This is a genomic window from Inquilinus sp., assembly GCF_039594555.1.
Taxonomy (GTDB): domain Bacteria; phylum Pseudomonadota; class Alphaproteobacteria; order DSM-16000; family Inquilinaceae; genus Inquilinus.
On record NZ_JBCNNF010000002.1, the window covers coordinates 14,084 to 36,018 of the forward strand.

Annotated in this window: 26 protein-coding genes; 17 read left to right on the forward strand and 9 right to left on the reverse strand. The window is 72.2% G+C overall.

Features of this window, described 5'->3' with window-relative positions; all coding sequences use genetic code 11:
• The first annotated feature begins 155 nt into the window (after positions 1 to 155).
• The 3 genes from ABDW35_RS00330 (at position 156) to ABDW35_RS00340 (ending at position 1,933) form a co-directional block, all read left to right on the forward strand.
• Positions 156 to 491, forward strand: coding sequence for a cupin domain-containing protein (locus tag ABDW35_RS00330; protein WP_343711843.1), 336 nt, complete (start codon positions 156 to 158; stop codon positions 489 to 491).
• A gap of 102 nt (positions 492 to 593) precedes the next feature.
• Entirely contained in the window at positions 594 to 1,130 is a 537-nt protein-coding gene (locus ABDW35_RS00335; RefSeq protein WP_343711844.1) for a TetR/AcrR family transcriptional regulator, read from the forward strand.
• Between the two features lie 71 nt (positions 1,131 to 1,201).
• Entirely contained in the window at positions 1,202 to 1,933 is a 732-nt protein-coding gene (locus ABDW35_RS00340; protein WP_343711845.1) for an SDR family oxidoreductase, read from the forward strand.
• Between the two features lie 15 nt (positions 1,934 to 1,948).
• Here the strand turns inward: ABDW35_RS00340 and pyrF are convergent, their stop codons facing one another.
• Positions 1,949 to 2,788 carry an orotidine-5'-phosphate decarboxylase gene (gene pyrF, locus ABDW35_RS00345; RefSeq protein ID WP_343711846.1) on the reverse strand — a complete coding sequence of 280 codons (840 nt, stop codon included), beginning with the start codon at positions 2,786 to 2,788 and terminating at the stop codon, positions 1,949 to 1,951.
• 99 nt (positions 2,789 to 2,887) lie between these two features.
• On the opposite strand from pyrF, the gene ABDW35_RS00350 reads away from it, so the two are divergent.
• Together ABDW35_RS00350 and ABDW35_RS00355 are read left to right on the forward strand one after the other, a co-directional pair.
• A complete protein-coding gene (locus ABDW35_RS00350; RefSeq protein ID WP_343711847.1) occupies positions 2,888 to 3,796 on the forward strand; it encodes a LysR substrate-binding domain-containing protein in 909 nt (302 codons plus the stop codon).
• 361 nt (positions 3,797 to 4,157) lie between these two features.
• Positions 4,158 to 5,630 (forward strand): FAD-dependent monooxygenase, encoded by a 1,473-nt coding sequence (locus ABDW35_RS00355; protein ID WP_343711848.1) that lies wholly within the window; start codon positions 4,158 to 4,160, stop codon positions 5,628 to 5,630.
• Here ABDW35_RS00355 and ABDW35_RS00360 read toward each other — a convergent pair whose 3' ends face one another.
• Positions 5,631 to 6,509 carry a LysR substrate-binding domain-containing protein gene (locus ABDW35_RS00360; RefSeq protein ID WP_343711849.1) on the reverse strand — a complete coding sequence of 293 codons (879 nt, stop codon included), beginning with the start codon at positions 6,507 to 6,509 and terminating at the stop codon, positions 5,631 to 5,633.
• 102 nt (positions 6,510 to 6,611) lie between these two features.
• Here ABDW35_RS00360 and ABDW35_RS00365 point away from each other — a divergent pair, with 102 nt between their 5' ends.
• From ABDW35_RS00365 to ABDW35_RS00375, 3 genes are all read left to right on the forward strand, one after another.
• On the forward strand, positions 6,612 to 7,496 hold the full coding sequence (locus ABDW35_RS00365; protein WP_343711850.1) for a PhzF family phenazine biosynthesis protein: 885 nt from the start codon (positions 6,612 to 6,614) through the stop codon (positions 7,494 to 7,496).
• 21 nt (positions 7,497 to 7,517) lie between these two features.
• Positions 7,518 to 7,916: a RidA family protein gene (locus ABDW35_RS00370; protein ID WP_343711851.1), complete on the forward strand. Its 399-nt coding sequence runs from the start codon at positions 7,518 to 7,520 to the stop codon at positions 7,914 to 7,916.
• 174 nt (positions 7,917 to 8,090) lie between these two features.
• Positions 8,091 to 9,227, forward strand: coding sequence for a phosphotransferase (locus ABDW35_RS00375; protein ID WP_343711852.1), 1,137 nt, complete (start codon positions 8,091 to 8,093; stop codon positions 9,225 to 9,227).
• A gap of 106 nt (positions 9,228 to 9,333) precedes the next feature.
• Here ABDW35_RS00375 and ABDW35_RS00380 read toward each other — a convergent pair whose 3' ends face one another.
• Complete coding sequence (locus ABDW35_RS00380; protein ID WP_343711853.1) at positions 9,334 to 9,921, reverse strand: ActR/PrrA/RegA family redox response regulator transcription factor; 588 nt, start codon at positions 9,919 to 9,921, stop codon at positions 9,334 to 9,336.
• The gene (locus ABDW35_RS00385) at positions 9,918 to 11,294 is read right to left on the reverse strand and encodes an ActS/PrrB/RegB family redox-sensitive histidine kinase (RefSeq protein WP_343711854.1); all 1,377 of its coding nucleotides are present in this window, start codon (positions 11,292 to 11,294) and stop codon (positions 9,918 to 9,920) included. The genes ABDW35_RS00380 and ABDW35_RS00385 overlap by 4 nt, the downstream gene beginning before the upstream one ends.
• Positions 11,295 to 11,303: 9 nt before the next feature.
• Here ABDW35_RS00385 and ABDW35_RS00390 point away from each other — a divergent pair, with 9 nt between their 5' ends.
• From ABDW35_RS00390 to ABDW35_RS00405, 4 genes are read left to right on the forward strand one after another with little or no spacing between them, the layout of a single operon-like run.
• Positions 11,304 to 12,065 carry an ABC transporter ATP-binding protein gene (locus ABDW35_RS00390; protein ID WP_343711855.1) on the forward strand — a complete coding sequence of 254 codons (762 nt, stop codon included), beginning with the start codon at positions 11,304 to 11,306 and terminating at the stop codon, positions 12,063 to 12,065.
• Positions 12,062 to 12,892, forward strand: coding sequence for an ABC transporter permease (locus tag ABDW35_RS00395; protein ID WP_343711856.1), 831 nt, complete (start codon positions 12,062 to 12,064; stop codon positions 12,890 to 12,892). Before ABDW35_RS00390 ends, ABDW35_RS00395 begins: the two co-directional genes overlap by 4 nt.
• A gap of 42 nt (positions 12,893 to 12,934) precedes the next feature.
• A complete protein-coding gene (locus ABDW35_RS00400) occupies positions 12,935 to 13,225 on the forward strand; it encodes a hypothetical protein (RefSeq protein WP_343711857.1) in 291 nt (96 codons plus the stop codon).
• Positions 13,222 to 13,503, forward strand: coding sequence for a type II toxin-antitoxin system RelE/ParE family toxin (locus ABDW35_RS00405; RefSeq protein WP_343711858.1), 282 nt, complete (start codon positions 13,222 to 13,224; stop codon positions 13,501 to 13,503). Before ABDW35_RS00400 ends, ABDW35_RS00405 begins: the two co-directional genes overlap by 4 nt.
• A gap of 103 nt (positions 13,504 to 13,606) precedes the next feature.
• Here ABDW35_RS00405 and ABDW35_RS00410 read toward each other — a convergent pair whose 3' ends face one another.
• Positions 13,607 to 14,440 carry a winged helix-turn-helix domain-containing protein gene (locus ABDW35_RS00410; RefSeq protein ID WP_343711859.1) on the reverse strand — a complete coding sequence of 278 codons (834 nt, stop codon included), beginning with the start codon at positions 14,438 to 14,440 and terminating at the stop codon, positions 13,607 to 13,609.
• A gap of 233 nt (positions 14,441 to 14,673) precedes the next feature.
• On the opposite strand from ABDW35_RS00410, the gene ABDW35_RS00415 reads away from it, so the two are divergent.
• Positions 14,674 to 16,806, forward strand: coding sequence for a tetratricopeptide repeat protein (locus ABDW35_RS00415; protein WP_343711860.1), 2,133 nt, complete (start codon positions 14,674 to 14,676; stop codon positions 16,804 to 16,806).
• Positions 16,807 to 16,851: 45 nt separating this feature from the next.
• Here the strand turns inward: ABDW35_RS00415 and ABDW35_RS00420 are convergent, their stop codons facing one another.
• A complete protein-coding gene (locus tag ABDW35_RS00420) occupies positions 16,852 to 17,160 on the reverse strand; it encodes a YkgJ family cysteine cluster protein (protein WP_343711861.1) in 309 nt (102 codons plus the stop codon).
• A gap of 3 nt (positions 17,161 to 17,163) precedes the next feature.
• The gene (locus ABDW35_RS00425) at positions 17,164 to 17,409 is read right to left on the reverse strand and encodes a hypothetical protein (RefSeq protein ID WP_343711862.1); all 246 of its coding nucleotides are present in this window, start codon (positions 17,407 to 17,409) and stop codon (positions 17,164 to 17,166) included.
• Positions 17,410 to 17,746: 337 nt separating this feature from the next.
• On the opposite strand from ABDW35_RS00425, the gene ABDW35_RS00430 reads away from it, so the two are divergent.
• Positions 17,747 to 17,992 (forward strand): hypothetical protein, encoded by a 246-nt coding sequence (locus ABDW35_RS00430; RefSeq protein ID WP_343711863.1) that lies wholly within the window; start codon positions 17,747 to 17,749, stop codon positions 17,990 to 17,992.
• A gap of 20 nt (positions 17,993 to 18,012) precedes the next feature.
• Positions 18,013 to 18,273, forward strand: coding sequence for a hypothetical protein (locus ABDW35_RS00435; protein ID WP_343711864.1), 261 nt, complete (start codon positions 18,013 to 18,015; stop codon positions 18,271 to 18,273).
• On the opposite strand, the gene ABDW35_RS00440 is transcribed toward ABDW35_RS00435, so the two are convergent.
• Positions 18,270 to 19,226: a threonine dehydratase gene (locus tag ABDW35_RS00440; RefSeq protein WP_343711865.1), complete on the reverse strand. Its 957-nt coding sequence runs from the start codon at positions 19,224 to 19,226 to the stop codon at positions 18,270 to 18,272. The genes ABDW35_RS00435 and ABDW35_RS00440 overlap by 4 nt on opposite strands.
• A gap of 89 nt (positions 19,227 to 19,315) precedes the next feature.
• Here ABDW35_RS00440 and ABDW35_RS00445 point away from each other — a divergent pair, with 89 nt between their 5' ends.
• The gene (locus ABDW35_RS00445) at positions 19,316 to 20,677 is read left to right on the forward strand and encodes a PLP-dependent aminotransferase family protein (RefSeq protein WP_343711866.1); all 1,362 of its coding nucleotides are present in this window, start codon (positions 19,316 to 19,318) and stop codon (positions 20,675 to 20,677) included.
• A 151-nt stretch (positions 20,678 to 20,828) separates the two neighbouring features.
• Here ABDW35_RS00445 and ABDW35_RS00450 read toward each other — a convergent pair whose 3' ends face one another.
• Positions 20,829 to 21,314, reverse strand: coding sequence for an LEA type 2 family protein (locus tag ABDW35_RS00450; protein WP_343711867.1), 486 nt, complete (start codon positions 21,312 to 21,314; stop codon positions 20,829 to 20,831).
• A gap of 97 nt (positions 21,315 to 21,411) precedes the next feature.
• Here ABDW35_RS00450 and ABDW35_RS00455 point away from each other — a divergent pair, with 97 nt between their 5' ends.
• On the forward strand, positions 21,412 to 21,933 hold the full coding sequence (locus ABDW35_RS00455) for a cupin domain-containing protein (RefSeq protein WP_343711868.1): 522 nt from the start codon (positions 21,412 to 21,414) through the stop codon (positions 21,931 to 21,933).
• Positions 21,934 to 21,935 lie beyond the last annotated feature (2 nt).

Genomic DNA, 21,935 nt, shown 5'->3' on the forward strand with positions numbered 1-21,935 from the left:
CATGATCGTCCCGACGGCGATACCTACGCCTCCTGCCGCTCCCGGCCAAGGTGTCTTGGTGCGAAGATAAATATCTTGACGAGAAAATATTTGGCTAATATATCTTCTCGCGAAGATAATCTGCCGCCTCGGCGGCATGCAGGGAGGGATCGGGGATGTTCCAGATTCGCCGCCATCAGGAGCCGCTGCCGGGCCAGAGCCGCACCGTCCGCTTCGAGGGCCGCGACTATGGCGGCGCGGTGTCGCTCTTCCTGGTCGACGCCGAACCCGGCCGGGGCTCGGACATGCATGTCCACCCCTATTCCGAGACCTGGGTCGTGCGGAAGGGAGAGGCCGAGTTCACCGTGGGCGGCGAGATAATCCGCGGATATGCCGGCGATATCGTCGTCGCCGCCGCCAACGTGCCGCACCGCTTCGAGAATGTCGGCACCGGGCGGCTGGAGCTGATCGGCATCCATCCCAGCGACACGATCCTGCAGGAAGTAGTGTGAGGCGACGTCGGAAAGATTATTGACCGATCAGTCCATAACCGGTATCCGTGGCGCATGGTGAGACCACGGGAATTCGATCGCGGCGAGGCCCTGCAGCGGGCGATGCGGGTGTTTTGGGCCAAGGGCTTCGCCGCCACCTCGACCGACGATCTCGTCCAGGCGATGGGGATCGGCCGGCAGAGCCTCTACAACGCCTTCGGCGACAAGAAGCGGCTGTATCTCGAGGCGCTCGACGCCTATCAGCAGGGCAGCGTGGCCGGCCATCTGCGGCGGCTCACCGCGCCGGCCTCGCCGCTGGCCGGGCTGCGCGACCTGCTCGCCGGCCTCGCGGCCGACGATGACGGGCTGCGGGCCCTGGGCTGCATGGGCGTCGGCTCGGTCGGCGAGTTCGGCGTGAGCGATGCGGAGGTCGCGGCGCTGCGGGCGAAGGCGGCGGCGCCGCTGCGGGCCCGGCTGGTCGAGCGCATCCGCGAGGGCCAGGCGGCGGGGGAGATCGCCCCGGGCCTGGAGGCCGGGGATGCCGCCGACTTCATTCAGATGACGATGACCGGTCTCCAGCTCGCCGCGCGCGGCGGCGCCGGGATCGGGGACCTGCACCGGATGGCGGCCTTCGCCGTCGATCGGCTGAAGGCACGGTAAGGCGGCCGGCCGGGATGAGCCGGCTTTGCCGTGGTCAGTTATGGATCGATCAGTCAAGAATGGAAATGAAGATGAGCGACAGGATGCAGAAGGTGGCGCTGGTGTTCGGCGGGTCGCGCGGCATCGGCGCCGCGGCGGCGGCGCGGCTGGCCAAGGACGGCTTCGCGGTGGCCCTGACCTATGTCTCCCGGCCGGACAAGGCGGAGGAGGTGGTGCGGGCGATCGAGGCCGGCGGCGGCCGGGCGCTGGCGATCGCGGCCGACAGCGCCGAGCCGGCGGCGATCCGCGCCGCGGTGGCTCGCACGGTGGAGCAATTTGGCCCGATCGACGCCGTGGTGGTCAATGCCGGCATCCTGCGCCTGGCGACGGTCGACGCCTTCGCGCTGGAGGATCTGGACCGGATGCTCGACATCAACATCCGCGGCGTGTTCCTGGCGATCCAGGCCGCGACGGCGCAGATGCGTGACGGCGGCCGCGTGATCACCATCGGCAGCAACACGGCGGAGCGACCGGTGGTGGCGGGCGCCAGCGTCTACGCCATGACCAAGGCGGCGGTGGCGATGATGGTCAAGGGCATCGCCCTCGACCTGGCGCCGCGCCGGATCACGGTCAACAACATCCAGCCGGGCCCGACGGACACCGACATGAACGAGGGGCACATCCCGGCGCTGACGGAGATGGTGCCGATCGGCCGGGTCGGGCAGCCGCGCGAGGTGGCGACACTGGTCTCCTACCTCGCCGGCCCCGAGTCCGGCTACATGACCGGCGCCAGCCTGACCATCGACGGCGGCTTCATGCTCTGACGCCGGCGGGCCGTCCTAGCGCCACAGCGACCAGGCCTCCTCCTGGTACCGCCTGATCGCGTCGCGCAGGGCGGCGGGCGCAGGACCGGCGCGGAGGACGGCGCGCGAGACCAGCGGCAGCACCCGGCCGCGCGCCGACCCGAACTTCGCCGCCACATCGGCCATCGCCGCGCCCTGCGGGCCGATGCCCGGCGCCAGGATGAGGGATTGCGGCAGGCGGTCGACCAGTCCGGTCGAAGCCGGATCGATCGTCGCCCCGACCACGGCGCCCAGCGGGCCGGTGCCCGGCCCCAGGGCGGCATTCCAGGCGCTGATGCCGTCGGCCAGGGCCTCGGCCACCGTGCGGCCGTCGGGGTGGCGGGCGGCCTGCAGCGCCCGGCCCTCCGGGTTCGAGGACTGGACAACCACGAACACGCCGGTCCCGGTCGCCGCGGCCCGGTCGAAGACCGGCCGCAGCGCGTCGAGGCCGAGATAGGGGCTGACGGTCAGCGCATCGCCGCCGAAGCCGCTGCCGGCGCCCAGCATGGCATCGGCATAGCCGACCATGGTCCCGGCCAGGTCGCCGCGCTTGGCGTCGATCAGGCACAGCGCCCCGCGGTCCCGGATCTGCGCGGTCACCGCCGCCAGCTCGGCCATGCCGGCCGGGCCGAAGCGCTCGAAGAAGCCGGATTGCGGCTTGATCACGGCCATGAGGCCGTCCGCGGCCTCCAGCACCCGGCCGCAGAAGGTGCGCAGTCCCTCCGGGTCGTCCGCCAAGTCCCAGTGCCGCAGCAGCTCCGGCGACGGGTCGAGGCCGAGGCACAGCGGCGATCGGTGGATCGAGAGGTCGGCGAAACGCTCGGCGAAGCTGGCCATCACTGCGGCTCCTGCTGGGAGAAGGGACCCGGATGTGATCGGGCCTTGGCCTTTCCGCGTCCATCGACTATGCCGGTCGGGGATGTGAGTTGAGGTCACATGGTCAGGCGGCGGCTGCCCTCGCTGAAGGCCCTCCAGGCCTTCGAGGCTTTCGCCCGCGCGGGCTCGATGGTGCGCGCGGCAGAGGAGCTGTGCGTCACCCACGGCGCCGTCAGCCGCCAGATCAAGGCGTTGGAGCGGCAGCTGGGCGCGACGCTGCTGGCCGGCCCGCGGCACGCGCTGGCCTTCACCCCGGCGGGGCGGGAGCTCGCGGCCTGCCTGGCCTCGGCCTTCGACCAGATCGCCGCTGGCCTGCCGGGGGCGGAGGCGGGGGAGGCGCTGGTGGTCTCCTCGCCCGGCACCTTCGCCATGAAGTGGCTGATCCCGCGCCTCGCCGGCTTCATCGAGGCCAATCCAGGCCTGCAGGTCCGGATCATCGAGGATGGCGGCCCGGTGGAATTCGGCCGCGGCAGCGTGCAGGCGGCGATCCGGCCGCATCGCGGCCCGGCGCCGCCCGGCATGGCGGCGACGCCGTTCCTGGCCCATGCCTTCGGCGCGGTGCTGTCGCCCGGCCTGTTCGACAAGGCGGGCCGCGCAGCGTCGCAGGTGCTGAAACTGCCACGGCTGCACAGTGAGACCTTCGCCGAAAGCTGGGCCCGCTGGGCGGCGGATGCCGGCATCGACCTGCCGCGGCCGGCGGCCGAGCGGTCCTTCGAGCACAATTCCTACATGCTGGAGGCGGCGGCCGCCGGCCTCGGCATCGCGGTCACCGCCTGGGCCTTCGCCCAGGCAGATATCGAGGCCGGGCGGCTGGTCGCGCCCTGGGGCTTCCGCCGCCTGCCCACCCGCTTCACCTTCCTGCGGCCGGCGCTCGCCGGCCACGCGGCGGCGGACCGGCTGGCCCGCTGGCTGGTGGCGGAAGGCCGCAAGGCCAAGCCGCCGCCGGCGCCGCTGATCCCGCCCGTCTGAGGGCCTAAAAAAGAGGGGATCGCGATCCAGGGGGCCGAGTCGGTCCCGCGGGAGAGGGCGACGGGTGAGGCGGAAGCCGCGGCCGCATCCGTGATTCGGCGGAGGCGATCCCGGGCCGGCGGCCGCGCCGCACACCATGTGCGCCGCCGCATCGCGGGACAATCAGAGGGCAGCCGTCGGGAACAGCAGGAGGACGAGACGATGCCCTCTCCCCTGCATGTCAGAACTGTATCGCATCCGGGCGGGTTGCGGGAAGGCCCCGGCCGTGTTGCAGCATCCCCGGCCGATGACGGACCCCACGGGACGGAGGAGTCGCGACATGGCCATTCCGGGTGATGCTGCCGCGGATGCGGATCGGAGCGTGGCGATAACCGCGCATGAGGTGGTGATCGCCGGCGGCGGCCCGACCGGGCTGATGCTGGCGGGGGAGCTGGCTCTGGCCGGCATCGACGTCGCCATCGTCGAACGGCGGGCCAGCCAGGACCTGGCCGGCACGCGCGCCGGCGGCCTGCATGCGCGCAGCATCGAGGTGCTGGACCAGCGCGGCATCGCCGACCGGTTTCTGGCGCAGGGGCGGACGGCGCAGGTCGCGGGCTTCGGCTCGGTGTCCCTGGACATCAGCGACTTTCCCACCCGGCACAATTACGGCCTGGCGCTGTGGCAGACCCATATCGAGCGCATCCTGGCCGGCTGGGTCGGCGAGCTGCCGGTGACGATGCATCGGTCCTGCGAGGTGATGGGCGTCGTGCAGGACGGCAGCGGCGTCGACGTCGCCCTGTCCGACGGCCGGTCGCTCCGGGCGCGGTACCTCGTCGGCTGCGACGGCGGGCGCAGCCTGGTGCGCAAGGCCGCCGGCATCGGCTTTCCCGGCTGGGATCCGACCATGAGCTGGCTGATCGCCGAGGTCGAGATGGCGGTGGAGCCGCCCTGGGGCCCACGCCGCGACGATGTCGGCATCCATGGGCTGATCCGGCTGCAGGAGGGGCCGGTGCGGGTGGTGCTGACCGAACGGCAGCTGGCGCCGGCCGGCGAACCCACGCTGCGCGACCTGAGCGAGGCGCTGATCGCCGTCTATGGCACTGATTTCGGAGTTCACAGCCCGAGCTGGATCTCGCGCTTCACCGACATGACCCGCCAGGCCGAGGCTTATCGCGAGCGGCGTGTGCTGCTGGCCGGCGATGCCGCGCATGTGCATCCGCCGATGGGCGGCCAGGGCCTGAATATCGGCCTGCAGGACGCCGTGAACCTGGGATGGAAGCTGGCCCAGGTGATCCGCGGAACATCGCCGGACAGCCTGCTCGACACCTACCAGGCCGAGCGCCACCCGGTCGCCGCGCGCGTGCTGCGCAACACCATGGCGGAGGTCGCGCTGCGCCGCACCGACGACCGCACCAAGGCGCTGGGCGAGGTCGTGGCCGAGCTCGTGGGCATGGACGGGCCGCGCCGGCGCTGGGCCGGCATGATGTCGGGCCTGGACATCCACTACGATCTCGGCCCGGGACATCCGCTGCTGGGGCGCCGCATGCCCGATCTTGACCTGGTCACGGCGGACGGGCCGGTGCGGGTCTTCGCCCTGCTGCACCGGGCCCGGCCCGTGCTGCTCAATCTCGGCGCGCCGGGCAGCCTCGATGCCGGGTGCTGGTCGGACCGCGTCCGGTCGGTCGACGCCGCCACGGCGGGACCGTGGGAGCTGCCGGTGATCGGCGCGGTCCCCGCCCCCTCTGCCGTGCTGGTCCGGCCCGACGGCCATGTCGCCTGGGTGGGCGAGCCGGGCGGGCTGGGACCCGAGGAGGCCCTGGCCGCGTGGTTCGGGCCGCCGGCCGCGGCCGGATGATCACCCGCCCTCGCCGCCCAAGGTGCCGGTGAGCCAGCCGCGGAAGCGGGCGACCTCCGGGCGGCGCCAGCGGGCGGGGGTGGAGACCAGCCAATAGCCGAGGCCGGCGTCGGTGCTGTCCGGGAAGGCGCGGACCAGCCGGCCGGATTGCAGCGCGTCGTCGACCAGCAGCGGCCAGGCCAGCCAGATTCCGTGCCCGGCCAAAGCGGCCTCCACCGCCAGCGACGCATCGGGGAAGCGGCGGCGCGGATGGGCGGCCAGGGCCGCGGGGCCGCCCGCGGCCAGCCAGGCGTCCCAGCCGAACAGGCTCTGCTCATCCTCGATCAGCGGCACCGCTGCTCCGGCCGACGGGTCGGCCAGGGCGGCGGCGACCTCAGGCGATGCGACCGGGATCAGCGGCTGCGGTGCCATCGGCTCGGCCTTCAGCCCGGGCCAGCGGCCGCGGCCGAAGCGGATGCCCAGGTCGATGTCCTCGCGGTCGAACTCGACCAGCCGGCTGGTGGTCACCAGCCGCACCTCCAGCTCCGGATGGCGGGCGGCCAGCCCGACCAGCCGCGGCACCAGCCATTTCGCAGCGAAGGCCAGGCCGCAGGTGACGGTCACTGTGCCACGCTCCTGCGCCGTCGCCTCGGCCACCGCGGCGGCGATGCGCTGGAAACCCTCGCTCAGCCCCGGCAGCAGGCGCCGGCCGGCCGCGGTCGGGGTGAGTCCTGCCTCGCTGCGCTCGAACAGGCCCAGCCCCAGCTGCTGCTCCAGCCCGCGCAGCCGGTGGCTCACGGCACTCGCCGTCACGCCCAGCGCGTCGGCGGCGCGGGAGAGGGAGCCGAGGCGGCCCACCGCCTCGGCCGCCTGCAGCGCGTTCAGGGAGGGGAGGGACACCTTGAAGTTTCCTCAACACGTCTTGAGTACATCTCTCTTGGATCGGCAGGCATTGCAACGAAATGATGCAGCCAGATGCTGAGACTGCCTCAAGGCCGCCCGATGCCCGCCATCCCCTTCCATCTGGTCGATGTCTTCGCCGACGAGCCCCTGGCCGGCAATCCGCTGGCCGTGGTGCCGGATGCGAACGGGCTGGACGAGACCCTGCTGCGCCGGATCGCGCGTGAGCTGAACCAGTCGGAGACGACCTTCCTGCTGGACCCGGCCATGCCCGGCGCGGCGGCCCGGCTGCGCTCCTTCACCCCGGCCGGGGCGGAGGTGTCGGGCGCCGGACACAATTCCCTCGGCGCGTGGTGGTGGCTGGCGGAATCGGGGTGGCTCGGCCCGCTCGGCGACGGGCTGGCGCTGGCGCAGGAGCTCGGCGGCCGGGTGCTGCCGGTGGCGATCGAGGCGCAGGCCGGCCGGCTGCTGTCGATCGGCCTGACCCAAGGCGAGCCGCAGGCCCTGGCGGAGCATTCCGACCCGGCCGCCCTGGCGGCGGCGCTGGGCCTGGGCCGTGACGATCTGCTGCCCGGCGCCCGCGTGGTCTCGACCGGCGCGGCGCATCTCATGGTCCAGGCCCGCGACCGGGCGGCGGTGGCGGGCGCCAATCCGGACGCCTCCCGGCTGCTGGCGCAGCTGCGCCGGGCCGGGGCCCAGGGCTGCTACCTCTACAGCCTCGATCCGATCGACCCCTCGGCCGCCGCCCATGCCCGCTTCTTCAACCCGACCGTCGGGCTGTGGGAGGATCCGGCGACCGGCAGCGCCGCCGGCCCGCTGGCCTGGCTTCTCGCCGAACGCGGCCTCGTGCCCTCGTCCGGCGAGGTCGCGATCGAGCAGGGCCATTCGCTCGGCCGGCCCAGCCGCATCGCAGTGCGGCTGCAGGATGGCCGGGTTGAGCTGCGCGGCCGCTGCGTCACCGTCGCCGACGGCGCTTTCCATCTCTGACATTCACTGAAAGGACAGACCATGATCGGAACCCGCATCTTCACCGGCTCGCCCTATGAGGACCGCGCCGGTTATGCCCGCGCCGTGGTGGCCGATGGCTGGGTCTTCGTCTCCGGCACCACCGGATTCGACGCCACGGACTTCTCCTTCCCCGAGGATGTCGAAAGCCAGTGCGAGAACTGCTTCCGCAACGTCGCCTGGGCGCTCGGCCAGGCCGGGGCAGGGCTGGAGCATCTGGTGCGGGTGGTGATCTATGTGACCAGCCAGGCCGAGTTCGAGCGTATCGTGCCAATCATCCGCCGCCATTGCGACGCGGCGCGGCCGGCCAACACCACCGTCTTCGCCCAGCTGGTGCAGCCGCATATGCGGGTCGAGATCGAGGCGACGGCCCGGCTGCCGGCGGCTACGGCGTCAGCCTGAGGGCGTCGCGTAGGGCTGTTTGAATCCATAGGACTTGAATCGGCGTGGCCGTGTATCTTCGCCCGCAGCCCGGCGGTGATCGGGCGGGCTGCGCCGGACCGATCGATGCCGTCAGACTTTCCCGGGATCCCGCCGCGGACCGCCCGCCTTGTTCTCGCCGCGCCGGACGGACGCGTGCTCGGCATCCTGCCGCCAGTCGTCGTGGCAACACCGTGGTGGCAGGAGGCCGAGCTTGTGGTGCGGGCGGTGCGCGACCGCTTCGGCATCGACGTCACCATCCTGCGGCTGCTGGAGACGGAGCTCGACCGGCCGCATGGCGGCGAGGTGACCTATCTGGCCGAGACCGAAGATCCGGCGCCCGTCGAGCCCTGGGCCGGAACGCTCGACGAGCATCCCCTGCGGCTGCCCTATGCCCGGCCCGGCGGGCCGGCCGCTGATCTGGCCTGGGCCCGGCAGGTGCTGGAAGCGCAGGGCCTGCGCCCGTCGGGCCCGCCGGAGCAGATCCGCAGCTGGAACCTGTCCAGCCTGTGGCGGATCCCGGTCGAGGGCCAGACGGTGTGGCTGAAGTCGGTGCCACCCTTCTTCGCGCATGAGGGCCGTCTGCTCGAGCGCCTGACCGGCGGGCGGGTGCCGCGGTTGCTCGGCCGGGCGGAGGGCCGGGTGCTGCTGGCCGAGATCCCGGGTGAGGATTTGTACGAGGCCGGCCGGCCGCTACTGCTGCGCATGGTCGAGCTGCTGATCGGCCTGCAGCGCGACTGGCAGGGGCGGACGGCGGAGCTGCTGGCGCTGGGGCTGCCGGACTGGCGCGTCCCGGCGCTGGCGGCGGCGATCGCCGCGGTGGTGGACAGGGCGGCCGACGCGCTGCCCGCCGCCGACCGCATGGTCCTGGCCGATTTCGTGAGCGGCCTGCCGGGCCGCTTCGCCGATATCGCCGCCTGCGGGCTGGACGACACGCTGGTGCATGGCGATTTCCACCCCGGCAACCTGCGCGGCGACAGCGACACGGTCACGCTGCTGGACTGGGGCGACAGCGGCGTCGGCCACCCGCTGCTGGATCAGCCGGCCTTCCTGACCCGGGTGCCGGCCGATGCGGTCGATCCGATCCGGCGGCATTGGCACGACCTCTGGCGCGCGGCGGTGCCGGGCGCGGACCCGGATCGGGCCGCGGCGCTGCTGGCGCCCATCGCTGCCGCGCGCCAGGCGGTGATCTACCAGAGCTTCCTCGACCGGATCGAGCCGGCGGAGCAGGTCTATCACCGCCCCGACCCGGCCGAATGGCTGGCCCGGACGGCGGCGATCCTCGGCGGGTAGCAGCCTTCATCGTCATTGCGAGGAGGCGAAGCCGACGAAGCAATCCACCGTCCCGCACAAGCGGCGGCATGAATTGCTTCGCTGCGCTCGCAATGACGGCGTTGCGCTACGCCCGCGGGGCGTGCTTGTTCAGGATGCGCTGCAGGGTGCGGCGGTGCATCTTCAGCCGGCGCGCCGTCTCCGACACGTTGCGGTCGCACTGCTCGAACACGCGCTGGATATGCTCCCACCGCACGCGGTCGGCCGACATCGGGTTTTCCGGCGGCGGCGGCAGCTTCTCGTCGGGGTTCAGCAGCGCCGCCTCGATCTGGTCGGCATCGGTCGGCTTGGCCAGGTAGTCGACGGCGCCGGCCTTCACCGCGGCCACGGCGGTGGCGATGTTGCCGTAGCCGGTCAGCATGATCACCCGGCTGTCGGGCCGCGCCTCATGCAGCACCGGCACGATGTCCAGGCCGTTGCCGTCACCCAGCCGCAGGTCCAGCACCGCGAAGGCGGGGGCGACGCGGCGGGCCAGGTCGATGCCGGTGGCCAGGCCGTCGGCGGTCACCACCTCGAAACCCCGTTTCTCCATGGCGCGGGCCAGGCGGGTGCGGAAGGCGATATCGTCATCGACGATCAGCAGGCTCTTGGCCGCGTCGCGCGCCGGCAGCGGCGCCGGCTGTTCGGGGGTGAGGGTGGCAGGGGAGATGGTCATGCCCAGGTCCTTTCTTTCCTCTCAAATTTGTGTCGCGGCCACGCAACTGCAATGACCGCGCCCCCTTGCGGGCCATTCGAGAAGGACAATTGGGCCCCGCTGTGCTCGAGCAGCGTGGCCGCGATGAAGATGCCGAGCCCCATATGGTCGCTGTCCTCGCCGCGGCCGGAGACATAGGGCTCGCCGAGCCGGCCCAGCAGGGCCAGCGGGAAGCCGGGGCCGTCATCGGTGATCTTCAGCACCACGGTCTTCGGTCCATATTCGGCGCTGATCTCGACCCGGTTTCGCGCGAATTGCAGCGCGTTCTGGATCAGGTTGCCCAGGCCGTGGATCAGCTCCGGCGTCCGCCGCAGCATCAGCGGCTGGCCCGGCGGGCCGTCGGCGGCGGTGATGAACAGGCGGCGATTCTCGCTGTGCAGGTAGCTTTCGGCCGCGGCCCCGGCCAGCGCCGGCAGGGTCATCAGCCGGAACGGGTCGCCGTCATCCGGCTCCGGCCGCCGCGCCAGTTCGGTCAGAATGTCGCGGCAGCGGCCGACCTCCTGCTCCAGCAGGGCGATGTCCTCAGCCATCGGGCTGTCGGCCGGAACGTCGCGCCGCATCTCGCGCGCGATCAGGGTGATGGTGCCGAGCGGCGTGCCCAGCTGGTGCGCCGCCGCCGCGGCGAGGCCGCCCAGCAGCGAGATGCGCTGTTCGCGCTCCAGCGCCAGCTGGGTGGCGCCCAGCGCGTCCGACACCTGGCGGGAATCGGCCGCCACCTGCCAGACATAGTTGGAGATGAACAGGATGGCGATCGCCATCGCCAGCCCGACACCGAGATGATAGGGCGACCCGCTGGAGGGCATGCCGCCCGGCAGCGGGTAGTGCCAGAAGGCCAGCAGGGCGATGCCGGCCAGGGCCAGGCCGGTCAGCGTCACGGTGCTGCGATAGCTCAGCAGCGTGGCCGACACCGTCAGCGGCGCCAGCAGCAGCACCACGAAGGGGTTCAACAGTCCGCCGGTGAGGAACAGCAGCGCCACCAGCTGGCACATGTCGTAGCCGAGATAGAGGGCGGCGTCGCGCTCCACCAGCCGCAGCCGCCACTTGCCCTGGACCACGGCGGCGACGTTCAGCGCCACCGAGATGCCGACGATGGCCAGCGCCGGCCACAGCGGCAGGGCGTAGTCCATCCAGTAATGCACGAACAGGATCGAGACGGCCTGGCCGGCCACGGCGACCCAGCGGATCTTGATCAGGGTGATCTGGCTGATCCGCGCCCGCATCCGCCGGCCGGGCACCGCCTCCGGCGCGTCCAGCGGCCGGCGCAGCACGGCCGGCCCGGCCTCCGCCGCCGGTCCGATGCCGGCCCCCTGGTCATTCTCGGCTTGTCCGTCCATTCTCGCTCCATGCTCTCCGACGGCGTCATCATAGCGGAGCGCCTGACCAAGCGCTTCCATCCCGGCGCCGCGCCCGCGGTCGACGGCATCTCCTTCGTCGTGCCGCGCGGCTCGACCGTCGCCCTGTTGGGCGGCAACGGCGCCGGCAAGACCACCACGATCTCGATGCTGCTCGGCCTGCTGCTGCCGTCGGGCGGCCGCATCACCGTGCTCGGCCATGACATGGCCCGCGATCGCTGGGCCGTGCTGCCCCGGATGAACTTCTCGAGTCCCTATGTCGATCTGCCGCACCGGCTGACGGTGCGCGAGAATCTGGCGGTCTATGCCCGGCTCTACGGCGTGCGCGACCGCCGCCGCCGCATCGCCGAGCTGGCGGAGATGCTGGATTTGACCGCGTTCCTCGACCGGCCCTCCGGCAAGCTGTCGGCGGGGCAGAAGACCCGGGTGGCTTTGGCCAAGGCGCTGGTCAACGCGCCGGAGCTGCTGCTGCTGGACGAGCCGACGGCCTCGCTCGACCCCGACACCGGCGACTGGGTGCGCGGCATGCTGGAAAGGTACAAGGCCGAGCGCGGCGCCACCATCCTCCTGGCCAGCCACAACATGGACGAGGTCGAGCGGCTGAGCGACCAGGTGCTGATGCTGAAGGCCGGCAGGATCGTCGACCAGGGCTCGCCCGACCACCTGATCGCCAAATACGGCCGGACGGACCTGGAGGAGGTGTTCCTCGACATCGCCCGCAGCCGCGGCGCGCTGGGACAGGCTGCGCAATGAGCGGGACCCTCGCCAACCCGCCCGCCCTGCGCGCCTCCGCCACCGGCCGCATCCTGGCGGTGATGCTGCGCCACCTCTACATCCTGCGCGGCTCGATGCCCCGGCTGGTCGAGCTCGCCTACTGGCCGACGGTGCAGATGGTGGTCTGGGGCCTGATCACCGAAAGCCTGGCGCCCGCGATGAACTGGCAGGCCCAGGCGGCGGGCGTGCTGATCTCCGCCGTGCTGCTGTGGGACCTGCTGTTCCGGGCCCAGCTCGGCATGTCGATCTCCTTCCTCGAGGAGATGTGGAGCCGCAATCTCGGCCACCTCTTCGTCAGCCCCCTGCGGCCCTGGGAATGGGTGGCGTCGCTGATGGCGATGAGCCTGATCCGCACCCTGGCGGGGGTGGTGCCGGCGGCCGTGCTGGCGATCCTGCTCTATCACTGGAACATCTTCTCGCTCGGCTTGCCGCTGCTGGCCTTCTTCGTCAACCTGATCGTCACCGGCTGGGCGGTGGCGCTGGTGGTGCTGGCGCTGATCCTGCGCTACGGCATGGGGGCGGAGGGGCTGGCCTGGGCGATCGTCTTCGCCATCTCGCCGATCAGTGCGATCTACTACCCCGTCTCGGTGTTGCCGGGCTGGCTGCAATGGGTGGCCCTGGCGCTGCCGCCGGCCCATGTGTTCGAGGGCATGCGCGGCCTGCTGCACGGCCAGGGTTTCGACCTGGGCCATTTCGGCGCCGCGGTCGGCCTCAACATCCTCTGGCTCGGCGTCGGCTGCGCCGCCTTCCTCTGGGGCTTCCGCATCGCCCGCGACCGCGGCTCGCTGCTGCAGCAGGGGGAATAATGTGCTACGATGCACTTGCAATGTAACACATGAAGGCCGGGCATGACCGAGGCCACGTTTACCTTCCGCGTCGATGAGGCCCTGAAGAACGAGTTTGCCGCAGCCGCGAAGGCTCGCGACCGCACCGGCGCTCAGCTTCTGCGCGACTTCATGCGCGATTTCGTCCGGCAACAGCAGAACTCCGCAGAGCATGACGCTTGGTTCCGCCAGCGGGTGCAGGCAGGTCTTGATGCAGCCGCCGCAGGCGATCTGGTGCCGAACGAGACGGTTGAGGCTGAGGCGGCCGAGTGGCGCCGCGAGATCCGGCGGAAGCTGGCCGACTCCGGATCGTGAAGCTGGTCTGGACGAAACCAGCCAATCTCGATCGAAAAAGCATTCGAGACTACATCGCTCGCGACAACCCGTCGGCGGCTTTGGCGCTTGACGAGCTGTTCTCGGAAAGAGCTGGCCGTCTGGCCAGTCATCCCGGCCTTGGCCGGCCCGGTCGCGTGGTTGGAACCCGCGAACTGGTGGTGCACCCGAACTACATTCTGGTCTACGACGTGGCAGGCGACCTGGTGCGGGTCCTGGGCGTCCTGCATGCCGCCAGACGATGGCCGCCGCAGACATAGTGTCAAAGCCGGTCCCGGTCTCGGCTGCGTCGCGTTCCTCCCGGGCCTCCGCATCGCCCGGATCGCGGCTCGTTGCTGCAGCCGGAAAAACCAGCGTCGCCGGTCAGGCCTGCTCGACCGGGAGGGCGAAGACGTAGCCGACGCCGCGCTCGGTCTGGATCAGCCGGCGCGCGCCTGGGGCGGTTTCCAGCTTGCGGCGCAGCCGCAGGATCTGGACGTCGATGCTGCGGTCATAGACATCTTCATGCACCCGCGTCGCCTGCAGCAGCTGCTCGCGCGACAGCGGGCGCTGCGGCGCGTCGAGGAAGGCGACCAGCAGGGCGTATTCGCCCTTGGTCAGGGCCACAGCGCGGCCTTCGGGATCGGTCAGCCGCCGCAGCCGGCGGTCGAGCTGCCAGCCGCCGAACCGGCAGCGCCCGCGCCGGGGTTCCGGCGCCGCGCCGCCATGGCCGCGGCGGCGCAGCACCGCCCGCACCCGGGCCAGCAGCTCACGCGGGCCGAACGGCCGGCTGACATAGTCGTCGGCCCCGAGCTCGAGCCCGATGACCCGGTCGGCCTCATGGCTGCGATGGCTGCCGGTGATGATCACCGGCGCGTCGGACCGCGACTGGATCTCGCGCAGCAGGTCCAGCCCGCCCGCCAGGTCCTGGTCCATGTCGAGGATCACCAGGGTGGGGGCGTCGGCTGCGAGCTGGCTCGCCACGCCCTGCCGCCCGGACACCGGCACGACTTGCATGCTGTGCTGCTCGAAGAAGTTGGACACCGTCTGTTTCAGGTCGGGGTCGTCGCCGACCACCAGGATGCGGGCCTGCCGGCCGCCGCCGTGGCCTGCGGGGCCGGGCCGCCCAGCCGCCCACGGCGCCGCCGGGGTGGGACGGGGCCGTGGCGGCGACCAGTCGGGTTCCATGATCGGATGGGCCAAAGATCCGGTAGCCATACAAGCTCCAGCAAGGACGGGGTGATGGCGGCTTTGGCGCCCGCCAGCCGGGCCACAGGCGCGGGTCGGACGGGGCTCCAGGGCCTCATCTAGGGGGGTGGCGTCCCAGCGACCGTTTCAGAAAGCGTTGAAACTGCACGGTGGCAATCGACCGATGACGCCGATAGGGTGCGCTGCGGTGGGAAGGCGGCCGCCTCCAGGCTCCCCGCAGAGGCCTTCCCTGGATCAGAGCGATGCCTGACGAGCCACAGCTGATGATGCGCCTGCTGGGCGGGGTCGAGGTCACCCTGGGCGGCACGCCCGTGGTCCTGCCGTCCTCCCGCAAGGCGCGGGCCCTGCTGGTCTATCTCGCGGCGACGGAACGGCCGCACCGCCGCGACCGCCTCTGCACCATCTTCTGGGACCTTCCCGACGATCCGCGCGGCGCCCTGCGATCGAGCCTCAGCCTGCTGCGCCGCGTCGTCGACACGCCCGGCCGGCCCCGCATCCTGGCCGATCGCGACACGGTGCGCCTCGATGTCGCGGGGGCGGGGATCGACCTGCTCACCCTCCGCCGGACCCTCGCCGCCGGGGTCGAGGCGGCCCCGACCGAGGCGCTGGAGCGAGCCGCCGCCGCGGTCCAGGGCGAGTTTGCCGAGGGGCTGGACCTGCCCGGCTGCCCGGACTTCCAGGTCTGGTGCGTGGCCGAGCGGCAGGAGGTGCGGCGGCTGCGTCTGCAGGTGCTGCACGCGCTCGTGGACCGCCACGCCGAGGACCCGGCGGCGGCGCTGCCGCATGCCCGCGCCCTGGTCTCCGCCGATGTCGGCGACGTCTCGGCCCATGTCGCGCTGCTGCGCGTGCTGGTCGCCGGCGGCCATCACCGGGAGGCGGAGGAACAGCGCGACGTCTCGGCCCGGCTGCTGGGCGGCGCGGACAGCGACGCGGCGGAGCGGCTGGCCTGGGCCTGGCGGTCGCTCGCCGGCTCCCGGACGCCGGAGGCCGTCGCGGCTCCGCCGCGGCGCGGGGCGGATCCCGGCCGCCCGCATGTCGCGGTGCTGCCCTTCACCAGCATGGGCGGGGATGCGGAGCAGGGGTATTTCGCCGACGGCATTACCGAGGACATCATCACCGACCTGTCCCGGGTCTCCGCCCTGTTCGTGGTCGCCCGCAACACCGCCTTCACCTTCCGCGGCCAGGCGGTGGAGGTGACCGAGGTGGCGCGGCGGCTGGATGTCGGATACGTGCTGCAGGGCAGCGTTCGCCGGGCGGCGCACCGGGTGCGGATCAACGTCCAGCTGATCGATGGCGCCACCGGCGACCATCTGTGGTCGGAACGCTACGACCGCGACTTCGACGACATCTTCGCGCTGCAGGACGACATCTCGCGCAGCGTCGTCGACGCGCTCCGGGTGACCCTGCTGCCGGAGGAGCGGCGGTCGATAGAGGTCCGGCCGACAACCAGCGCCGACGCCTATGAGTGCTACCTGCAGGGCCGTTCGGCCCTGTTCATCAGCTTCGGCAGCAAGCCCGCCCTGGCCGGGGCGCGGGAGATGTTCCTGCAGGCGATCGCGATCGATCCGGGCTATGCCCGGGCCTATGCCGGCGTCGCGGCCTGCGACGTGCTGCTGTGGCTGGGCGGCAGCACCGAGATCTCCTACGAGGAGATCCTGCGCAACAGCGACACGGCGCTGCGCTTCGCGCCGAACCTGGCCGAGGCCCATGCCTCGCGCGGGCTGGCGCTGTTCCTGGCCGGCCGGGCCGGGGAGGCGACGGCGGCGTTCGAGCGGGCCCTGGCGCTCGACCCCGAGCTGTTCGAGGCGCATGAATGGTACGGCGAGATGTGCCGGAACAGCGGCCGCTATGCCGAGGCCGCGGCGCTGTTCGAGCGCGCGGCGGATCTGCGCGACACCGACTACATCTCCCTGGTGCTGCTGCGGGACTGCTACGGGTCGCTCGGCCGCGCCGAGGAGGCGGTGGCGGCGGCCTGGCGGGCCTTCGCCCGGGTCGAGGCGCAGCTGGCGCGGCGGCCCGACGACGCCATGGCGCTGTGTGCCGGTGCGGCGACGCTGGTCTCGCTGGGCGACCATGGCCGCGCCGTGCGCTGGGCCGGCCGGGCCCTGGCGCTCAACCCCGAGGATTATGTCGTGCACTACAACGCCGCCTGCACCTATGCCGAGGCCGGACGGCCCGACGCGGCGCTGGACCGGCTGGAGCACATCGCGTCGCGCACGCCGCGGGTGCGGTCCTGGCTGCTCGGCATCGTGCAGCACGACGTCCAGCTCGACAGCCTGCGCGGCCTGCCGCGGTTCCAGGGCTTCCTGGCCCGGCTGGAGGCGGATGTGCAGGGCACCCGGACCGGCCACGACACGGTGTCCGGCGCGGGCTGACCGGCGGCTCCGGCTGCGCCGGCGGTCAGGATCAGGCCGGTGCGCTCAGATCGCGAGGCCCAGGCCGGCCCGGGCGATGCGGCAGGCGTCGTCGCCGGGCATGCAGTCCCGGCAGACCACCGGCCGGTCGGCATAGACCGCGCAGCGCGTAGCGCGGCCGACCTCGCCTTCCAGGGCGCTGCAGCGGTCGCCATCGCAGCGCATCCCCACATCGCCGCGATAGCGGCTGGGGATGCGGTCGATCTCGGCCTGGCTCTCGGTCCAGAACCGCGGCCACTCGCGGGAATAGGCGCAGCAGGCACCGCAGGCCTGGCAGTCGAACGCCGCAGCGGGGTCGGGGACCGTCTCGGCCATCGCTCAGGCGCTGCGCCGCTTGTGCGGGGTGCGCGCGATAGCGTCGGCGCTGCGCGGCACGGCGGAGAGTTCAGCCTCGGGTACCATGCGCTCCTCGGTTCCGAGCACGCTGCGCACCCGGTACAGCCGGCCGGAGGATTCGCTCGGATAATGCGCCACCACGGCATAGGCGCCGGAGGTCGCGGTGCCGGGGCCGGGCCGCCGCCAGATATAGACGGTGCTGCCCACGGCGTATCGGTTGTCGCTCATTCCTGCATTTCTGCGCCCGGCGGGGGCGCGGTCAGGGGCGGCCCGTTCCAGCGCGCCACGGCCGGAACCGGCGACACACATGCGATCGCAGGTGCGCGCCGCTACGACGGGCACTCTGCGTATCGGGCTCTCAATAAATTCCGAGAAATCCAGATTAGATCGAATCCGGGATCGTGTCTGCAAAAATCGTCCTTGCCGAGAGTCGCAGGTATATCCCAAGACGTCATCGGCCGCGGTGGGAATCTGCTTTTCCCGGCGTGCGCTGGAAATTCGCGGTGACCGGGGCCAGGGCAGATCATTTCGAAATATTATCTGGCCATGATCGGGCGGCCGGGCCATGCTGACCGCGAATCGACGAGGACATCCCGACATGACGGCAGGTGAAATCCGGCTTCCGGCCTATGGCACGGATCCGGGGACCGCGAAGGCGGCGGAGCGTCAGGCCCGCGAGGCGCGCCAGGATGCCGAGCGCTATGCGCGCCGCGGCAACATGACCATGCATGCGATCTCGCTGCAGGCCGCCAAGGTGCTCGAGGCCGCGGCCGCCACCCATCGCATTCCGGCGCCGAAGGCGCGGGGCTGACGGACGGCCGAGGGAGACGGATGGCGTTCTACAAGCTGTATCCCTGCGACTGGAATGACGAGATCTGGCGCGGCGAGTCCCGGTCGGTGCTGATCGTCCGAGCCGGAAGCGAGGCGGAGGCGCGGACCCTGGCCAGCAGTTGGGATCGGCCGTCCGACCATGCCGAGCAGGCGGAATGGGCGCGTCGCTGGACCTCGCCCGACGTCACCCGATGCCTGGAGCTGGACGCCGACGGCCGGCCCGAGGTCTTCCTCGCCGGCCGGCGGCGCCCGCCCTCCTAGCCCTCGGCCAGCACCCGCCGGGCCACCGGCAGGTCGATGTTGCCGCCGGTCAGGACCAGGCCGACGCGCTTGCCCCGCATCCGCTCCCGCTCCTGCAGCAACGCTGCCAGGCCGGCCGCGCCGGCGCCCTCGGCCAGGTTGTGCGTGTCGGTCCAATAGGCGCGCAGGGCGGCGGCGATCTCGTCGTCGGTCACCCGCACGATCCGGTCGACGCCTGCCCGGATGATGGCGAAGGCCTCCGGGTCCGGCACCCGGCAGGCCATGCCGTCGGCGAAGGTGCGGGCGGTCTCGGTCGTCACCACCCGCCCGGCCTCGAAGGACAGCGCCATCGCCGGCGCCTCGGTCGAGACCACGCCGACGATCTTCGTCCTCAGCCCCAGCAGGTCGCGGGTGCGGATCAGGCCGCAGATGCCCGACCCCATGCCGATCGGCACATAGACGGTGTCGAGGTCGGGCCGCGCCCGGAACAGCTCCAGCGCATAGGTGGCGGCGCCGCGCATCAGATCGGGATGGAAGGCGGGCGCCATCTCCAGCCCGCGCTCTTCCGAGAGGTGCCGGGCATGGGCATAGGCCTCGTCGAAATCGGCGCCATGCTCCACCAGTTCGGCCCCGAAGGCGCGCATGGCGGCGTTCTTCTCCACCGAATTGCCCTCGGGCACCACCACCGTGACGGCCAGGCCTGTGCCGCGCGCGGCGAAGGGCAGGCTCTGGCCGTGATTGCCACGGGTGGCGGTGACGATGCCGCGCAGCTCCGGCCGGCGTCGGCGCAGCGCGTCGATGAAGACGATGCCGTTGCGCGCCTTGTAGGCGCCGATCGGGGTGTGGTTCTCGTGCTTCACCCAGGCCTCGCAGCCGGTGCGCGCGGCCAGCAGCGGCCAGGCCAGCAGCGGGGTCGGCGCCATGGCGGCGTGCACGGTGCGGGCGGCGTCCTCGAGGGCGGTCAGGTCGAACATGGTCGGCGGTCCGGGTCTGGATGGTGTTGACCCCAGCATCGGCGGCGCGGATTGTGTGGGTCAACGAAGATATTGTCTGGCAGACAAGAATGTGGGTCCCGAGCCTCGACGGGCGCAGCCCGGTGCGCTACCTCGCCATCGTCGAGGCGCTGGCCGACGCCATCGCCGCCGGCGACCTGCGGCCGGGCGAGCGGCTGCCGACCCATCGCGACCTGGCCTGGCGGCTGGGGCTGAACGTCAGCACCGTGACCCAGGCCTATCGCGAGGCGGCGCGGCGGCACCTGGTCTCCGGCGAGGTCGGGCGCGGCACCTATGTCCTGGCCGCCAGCCGCGAGGCGGCGCTGTTCGGTCTCAAGGCGGCGCCGGACGGGGGGGCGGCCCCGATCGACCTGTCGACCAACGTCCCGGCGGTGGATCCCGAGGCCGCCGACCTCGCCGCCACCCTGGCCGCGGTCGCCGCCGAGGGCCGGGTCGACGCGGCCCTGGCCTATCATTCGCCGGCGCTGCTGCGGCGGGCGGGCATCGCCGGGGCCGCCTGGCTGGCGGCGCGGCGCCTGCATCTTCGCCCCGCCGATTTGGTGCCCTGCGCCGGGGCCCAGGCGGCGCTGACCGCGGTGCTGGTCCAGCTCTGCGCCCCCGGCGAGCCGGTGCTGGTCGAGGACCTGGCCTTTCCCGGCCTGAAGGCGGCGGCGCGCTGGCTGCGCCTGCCGCTGCACGGCGTCGCCATGGACGGCGAGGGCGTGCTGCCCGAGGCGCTGGACCGCGCCGTCCGTGCCACCGGCGCCCGGGTCGCGGTGCTGGTGCCGAACCTGCAGAACCCGACCGGCGCGGTGATGGGGCCGGCGCGGCAGGCCGAGGTCGCAGATGTCCTCCGCCGCCACGGTCTGTGGCTGGTCGAGGACGACGTCTATGGCGCGCTGACCGACCGGCCGCCGCTGGCGGCGCTGGTGCCGGAGCGCGGCGTGCTGGTCACCAGCCTGTCCAAGACCGTGGCGGCGGGGCTGCGCTTCGCCCTGGTCGCCGGCGCCTGCGCCCCGGTGCGCGAGCTGGCGGGGCAGATCCACGCCACCAGCTGGCCGATGGCGCCGCTGCTGGCCGAGGTCGCCTGCCGCTGGATCGAGGACGGCACCGCCGCCCGGCGCCTGGCCTGGCAGCGGGCGGAGATCGCGGCCCGCCACGCCCAGGCCCGCCGCGCCTTGCCCGGGTTGGTGGCCCCGGGCCAGCCGGCCAGCCCGCATCTCTGGCTGCCGCGGGACGGCGATGCGGACGCGCTGGCCGCCCGCTGCCGGGCCGCCGGGGTGGAGGTGGTGGCCGGCGACTTGTTCGCGGTGACGCGGGAGGCGCCGCAGGGCCTGCGCCTCAGTCTCGCCGCCGCCAGCAGCCGGGCCGAGCTGGCCGAGGCGCTGGCCCGGCTGCGCGGCGTGCTGGTCGGTTCTCACGCCAGCACCTGACTCGTCATCCCGGGTGCGGCGCAGCACGAAGTGGTGCGCTGCAGACCCGGGATCTGTCGCCGGATGGTGCGGGATCCCGTGTCTGCGCAGCGGCACTGCGCGCCGCAGCGCGCACGGGATGACAGCGATCGGGAGACAGTCTCCAACAGGCTCAGAATGGGAGCAAAGAGTCCCTCAGCGTATCCCGCAGCGAGAACACCGTGCCCTCGTCCTGATAGGGGATCTGGCGGCCGGCGCTCAGGAACACGCCCTCGATCCGCCATTTCAGCTCGCCGCGGCGGCCGATCGTCGCCAGCTGGTCGACCAGGCCGAGGCCGGAGCCGCGCAGCGGCATCGACAGCTGCTGCTCGCCACGGGCCGGCAGCAGGAATGGCCGGTCAATGCGGCCGGTGCCGAACTCCCGGCCGTTCAGCTCGATCGCGGCGGTCATGGCGTCGACCTGCAGCCCGATGCCGGCCTGCTCCTCGACCCGCAGCAGCACCTCCCAGCGTTGCTCGAACATGGTGGCGTCCAGCGGCCGCAGGTCGACGATGCGGACCCGCGGCGGGGGCGGCCCGAACGACCCGGCGCAGGCGGCGAGCAAGCCGGCGGGCAGCAAAGCGAGGAGGCGGCGGCGGTCGATCGGTGGTCGGCTCATGGTCCCCGAGGCTCGGTGGCAAATCTGTCAGCGACATGGCGTCGGCAGCGGCGCTCGGCTAGCCTCCCCGGCCACGACGCCGCCCGGGGAGACGAGCATGGCACCGACGGACCGCCCGTCCTGCATCGCGCATTGGACCGAGATCGAGGGGCCGGACGACAGTCACTACAAGGGCGATGACGAGCTGATGAGCATCGGCGCGCCGCTCGGCCGGCATTTCGGGCTGACGCGCATCGGCATCCATCACGAGCGGCTGCTGCCCGGCCGCCGCACCTCCTACCCGCATGCCGAGAGCACGGAGGAGGAGTTCGTCTATGTCATCGAGGGCACGCCGGATGTCTGGCTGGACGGGGTGCTGCACCGGCTGAAGCCGGGCGACTCGGTCGGCTTCCCGGCCGGCACCGGCCAGTGCCACAGCTTCCTCAACAACACGGATTCGGAGGTCCGGCTGCTGGTGGTGGGCGAGACGCCGCGCGCCGACAACCGGATCTACTATCCGCGCAACCCGGAGCGGAAGCCGATGCGGACCGACTGGTGGGACGACGTGCCGGCGCGGCCGATGGGCGACCATGACGGCCTGCCGGACCAGGTGCGCGCCCGCCGGACCGGAAAGGCGTGACC

What these genes read in the sequence shown, in the direction of transcription:
- ABDW35_RS00420 (WP_343711861.1), bottom strand. Translation starts at nt 17,160, where the DNA reads ATGGCCGAGACGGTCCCCGACCCCGCTGCGGCGTTCGACTGCCAGGCC.
- ABDW35_RS00395 (WP_343711856.1), top strand. Translation starts at nt 12,062, where the DNA reads ATGAGCGGGACCCTCGCCAACCCGCCCGCCCTGCGCGCCTCCGCCACC.
- ABDW35_RS00410 (WP_343711859.1), bottom strand. Translation starts at nt 14,440, where the DNA reads ATGGCTACCGGATCTTTGGCCCATCCGATCATGGAACCCGACTGGTCG.
- ABDW35_RS00330 (WP_343711843.1), top strand. Translation starts at nt 156, where the DNA reads ATGTTCCAGATTCGCCGCCATCAGGAGCCGCTGCCGGGCCAGAGCCGC.
- pyrF (WP_343711846.1), bottom strand. Translation starts at nt 2,788, where the DNA reads ATGGCCAGCTTCGCCGAGCGTTTCGCCGACCTCTCGATCCACCGATCG.
- ABDW35_RS00445 (WP_343711866.1), top strand. Translation starts at nt 19,316, where the DNA reads ATGTGGGTCCCGAGCCTCGACGGGCGCAGCCCGGTGCGCTACCTCGCC.
- ABDW35_RS00430 (WP_343711863.1), top strand. Translation starts at nt 17,747, where the DNA reads ATGCTGACCGCGAATCGACGAGGACATCCCGACATGACGGCAGGTGAA.
- ABDW35_RS00390 (WP_343711855.1), top strand. Translation starts at nt 11,304, where the DNA reads ATGCTCTCCGACGGCGTCATCATAGCGGAGCGCCTGACCAAGCGCTTC.
- ABDW35_RS00435 (WP_343711864.1), top strand. Translation starts at nt 18,013, where the DNA reads ATGGCGTTCTACAAGCTGTATCCCTGCGACTGGAATGACGAGATCTGG.
- ABDW35_RS00440 (WP_343711865.1), bottom strand. Translation starts at nt 19,226, where the DNA reads ATGTTCGACCTGACCGCCCTCGAGGACGCCGCCCGCACCGTGCACGCC.
- ABDW35_RS00415 (WP_343711860.1), top strand. Translation starts at nt 14,674, where the DNA reads ATGCCTGACGAGCCACAGCTGATGATGCGCCTGCTGGGCGGGGTCGAG.
- ABDW35_RS00425 (WP_343711862.1), bottom strand. Translation starts at nt 17,409, where the DNA reads ATGAGCGACAACCGATACGCCGTGGGCAGCACCGTCTATATCTGGCGG.
- ABDW35_RS00385 (WP_343711854.1), bottom strand. Translation starts at nt 11,294, where the DNA reads ATGGACGGACAAGCCGAGAATGACCAGGGGGCCGGCATCGGACCGGCG.
- ABDW35_RS00400 (WP_343711857.1), top strand. Translation starts at nt 12,935, where the DNA reads ATGACCGAGGCCACGTTTACCTTCCGCGTCGATGAGGCCCTGAAGAAC.
- ABDW35_RS00370 (WP_343711851.1), top strand. Translation starts at nt 7,518, where the DNA reads ATGATCGGAACCCGCATCTTCACCGGCTCGCCCTATGAGGACCGCGCC.
- ABDW35_RS00380 (WP_343711853.1), bottom strand. Translation starts at nt 9,921, where the DNA reads ATGACCATCTCCCCTGCCACCCTCACCCCCGAACAGCCGGCGCCGCTG.
- ABDW35_RS00365 (WP_343711850.1), top strand. Translation starts at nt 6,612, where the DNA reads ATGCCCGCCATCCCCTTCCATCTGGTCGATGTCTTCGCCGACGAGCCC.
- ABDW35_RS00350 (WP_343711847.1), top strand. Translation starts at nt 2,888, where the DNA reads ATGGTCAGGCGGCGGCTGCCCTCGCTGAAGGCCCTCCAGGCCTTCGAG.
- ABDW35_RS00340 (WP_343711845.1), top strand. Translation starts at nt 1,202, where the DNA reads ATGAGCGACAGGATGCAGAAGGTGGCGCTGGTGTTCGGCGGGTCGCGC.
- ABDW35_RS00335 (WP_343711844.1), top strand. Translation starts at nt 594, where the DNA reads ATGCGGGTGTTTTGGGCCAAGGGCTTCGCCGCCACCTCGACCGACGAT.
- ABDW35_RS00450 (WP_343711867.1), bottom strand. Translation starts at nt 21,314, where the DNA reads ATGAGCCGACCACCGATCGACCGCCGCCGCCTCCTCGCTTTGCTGCCC.
- ABDW35_RS00455 (WP_343711868.1), top strand. Translation starts at nt 21,412, where the DNA reads ATGGCACCGACGGACCGCCCGTCCTGCATCGCGCATTGGACCGAGATC.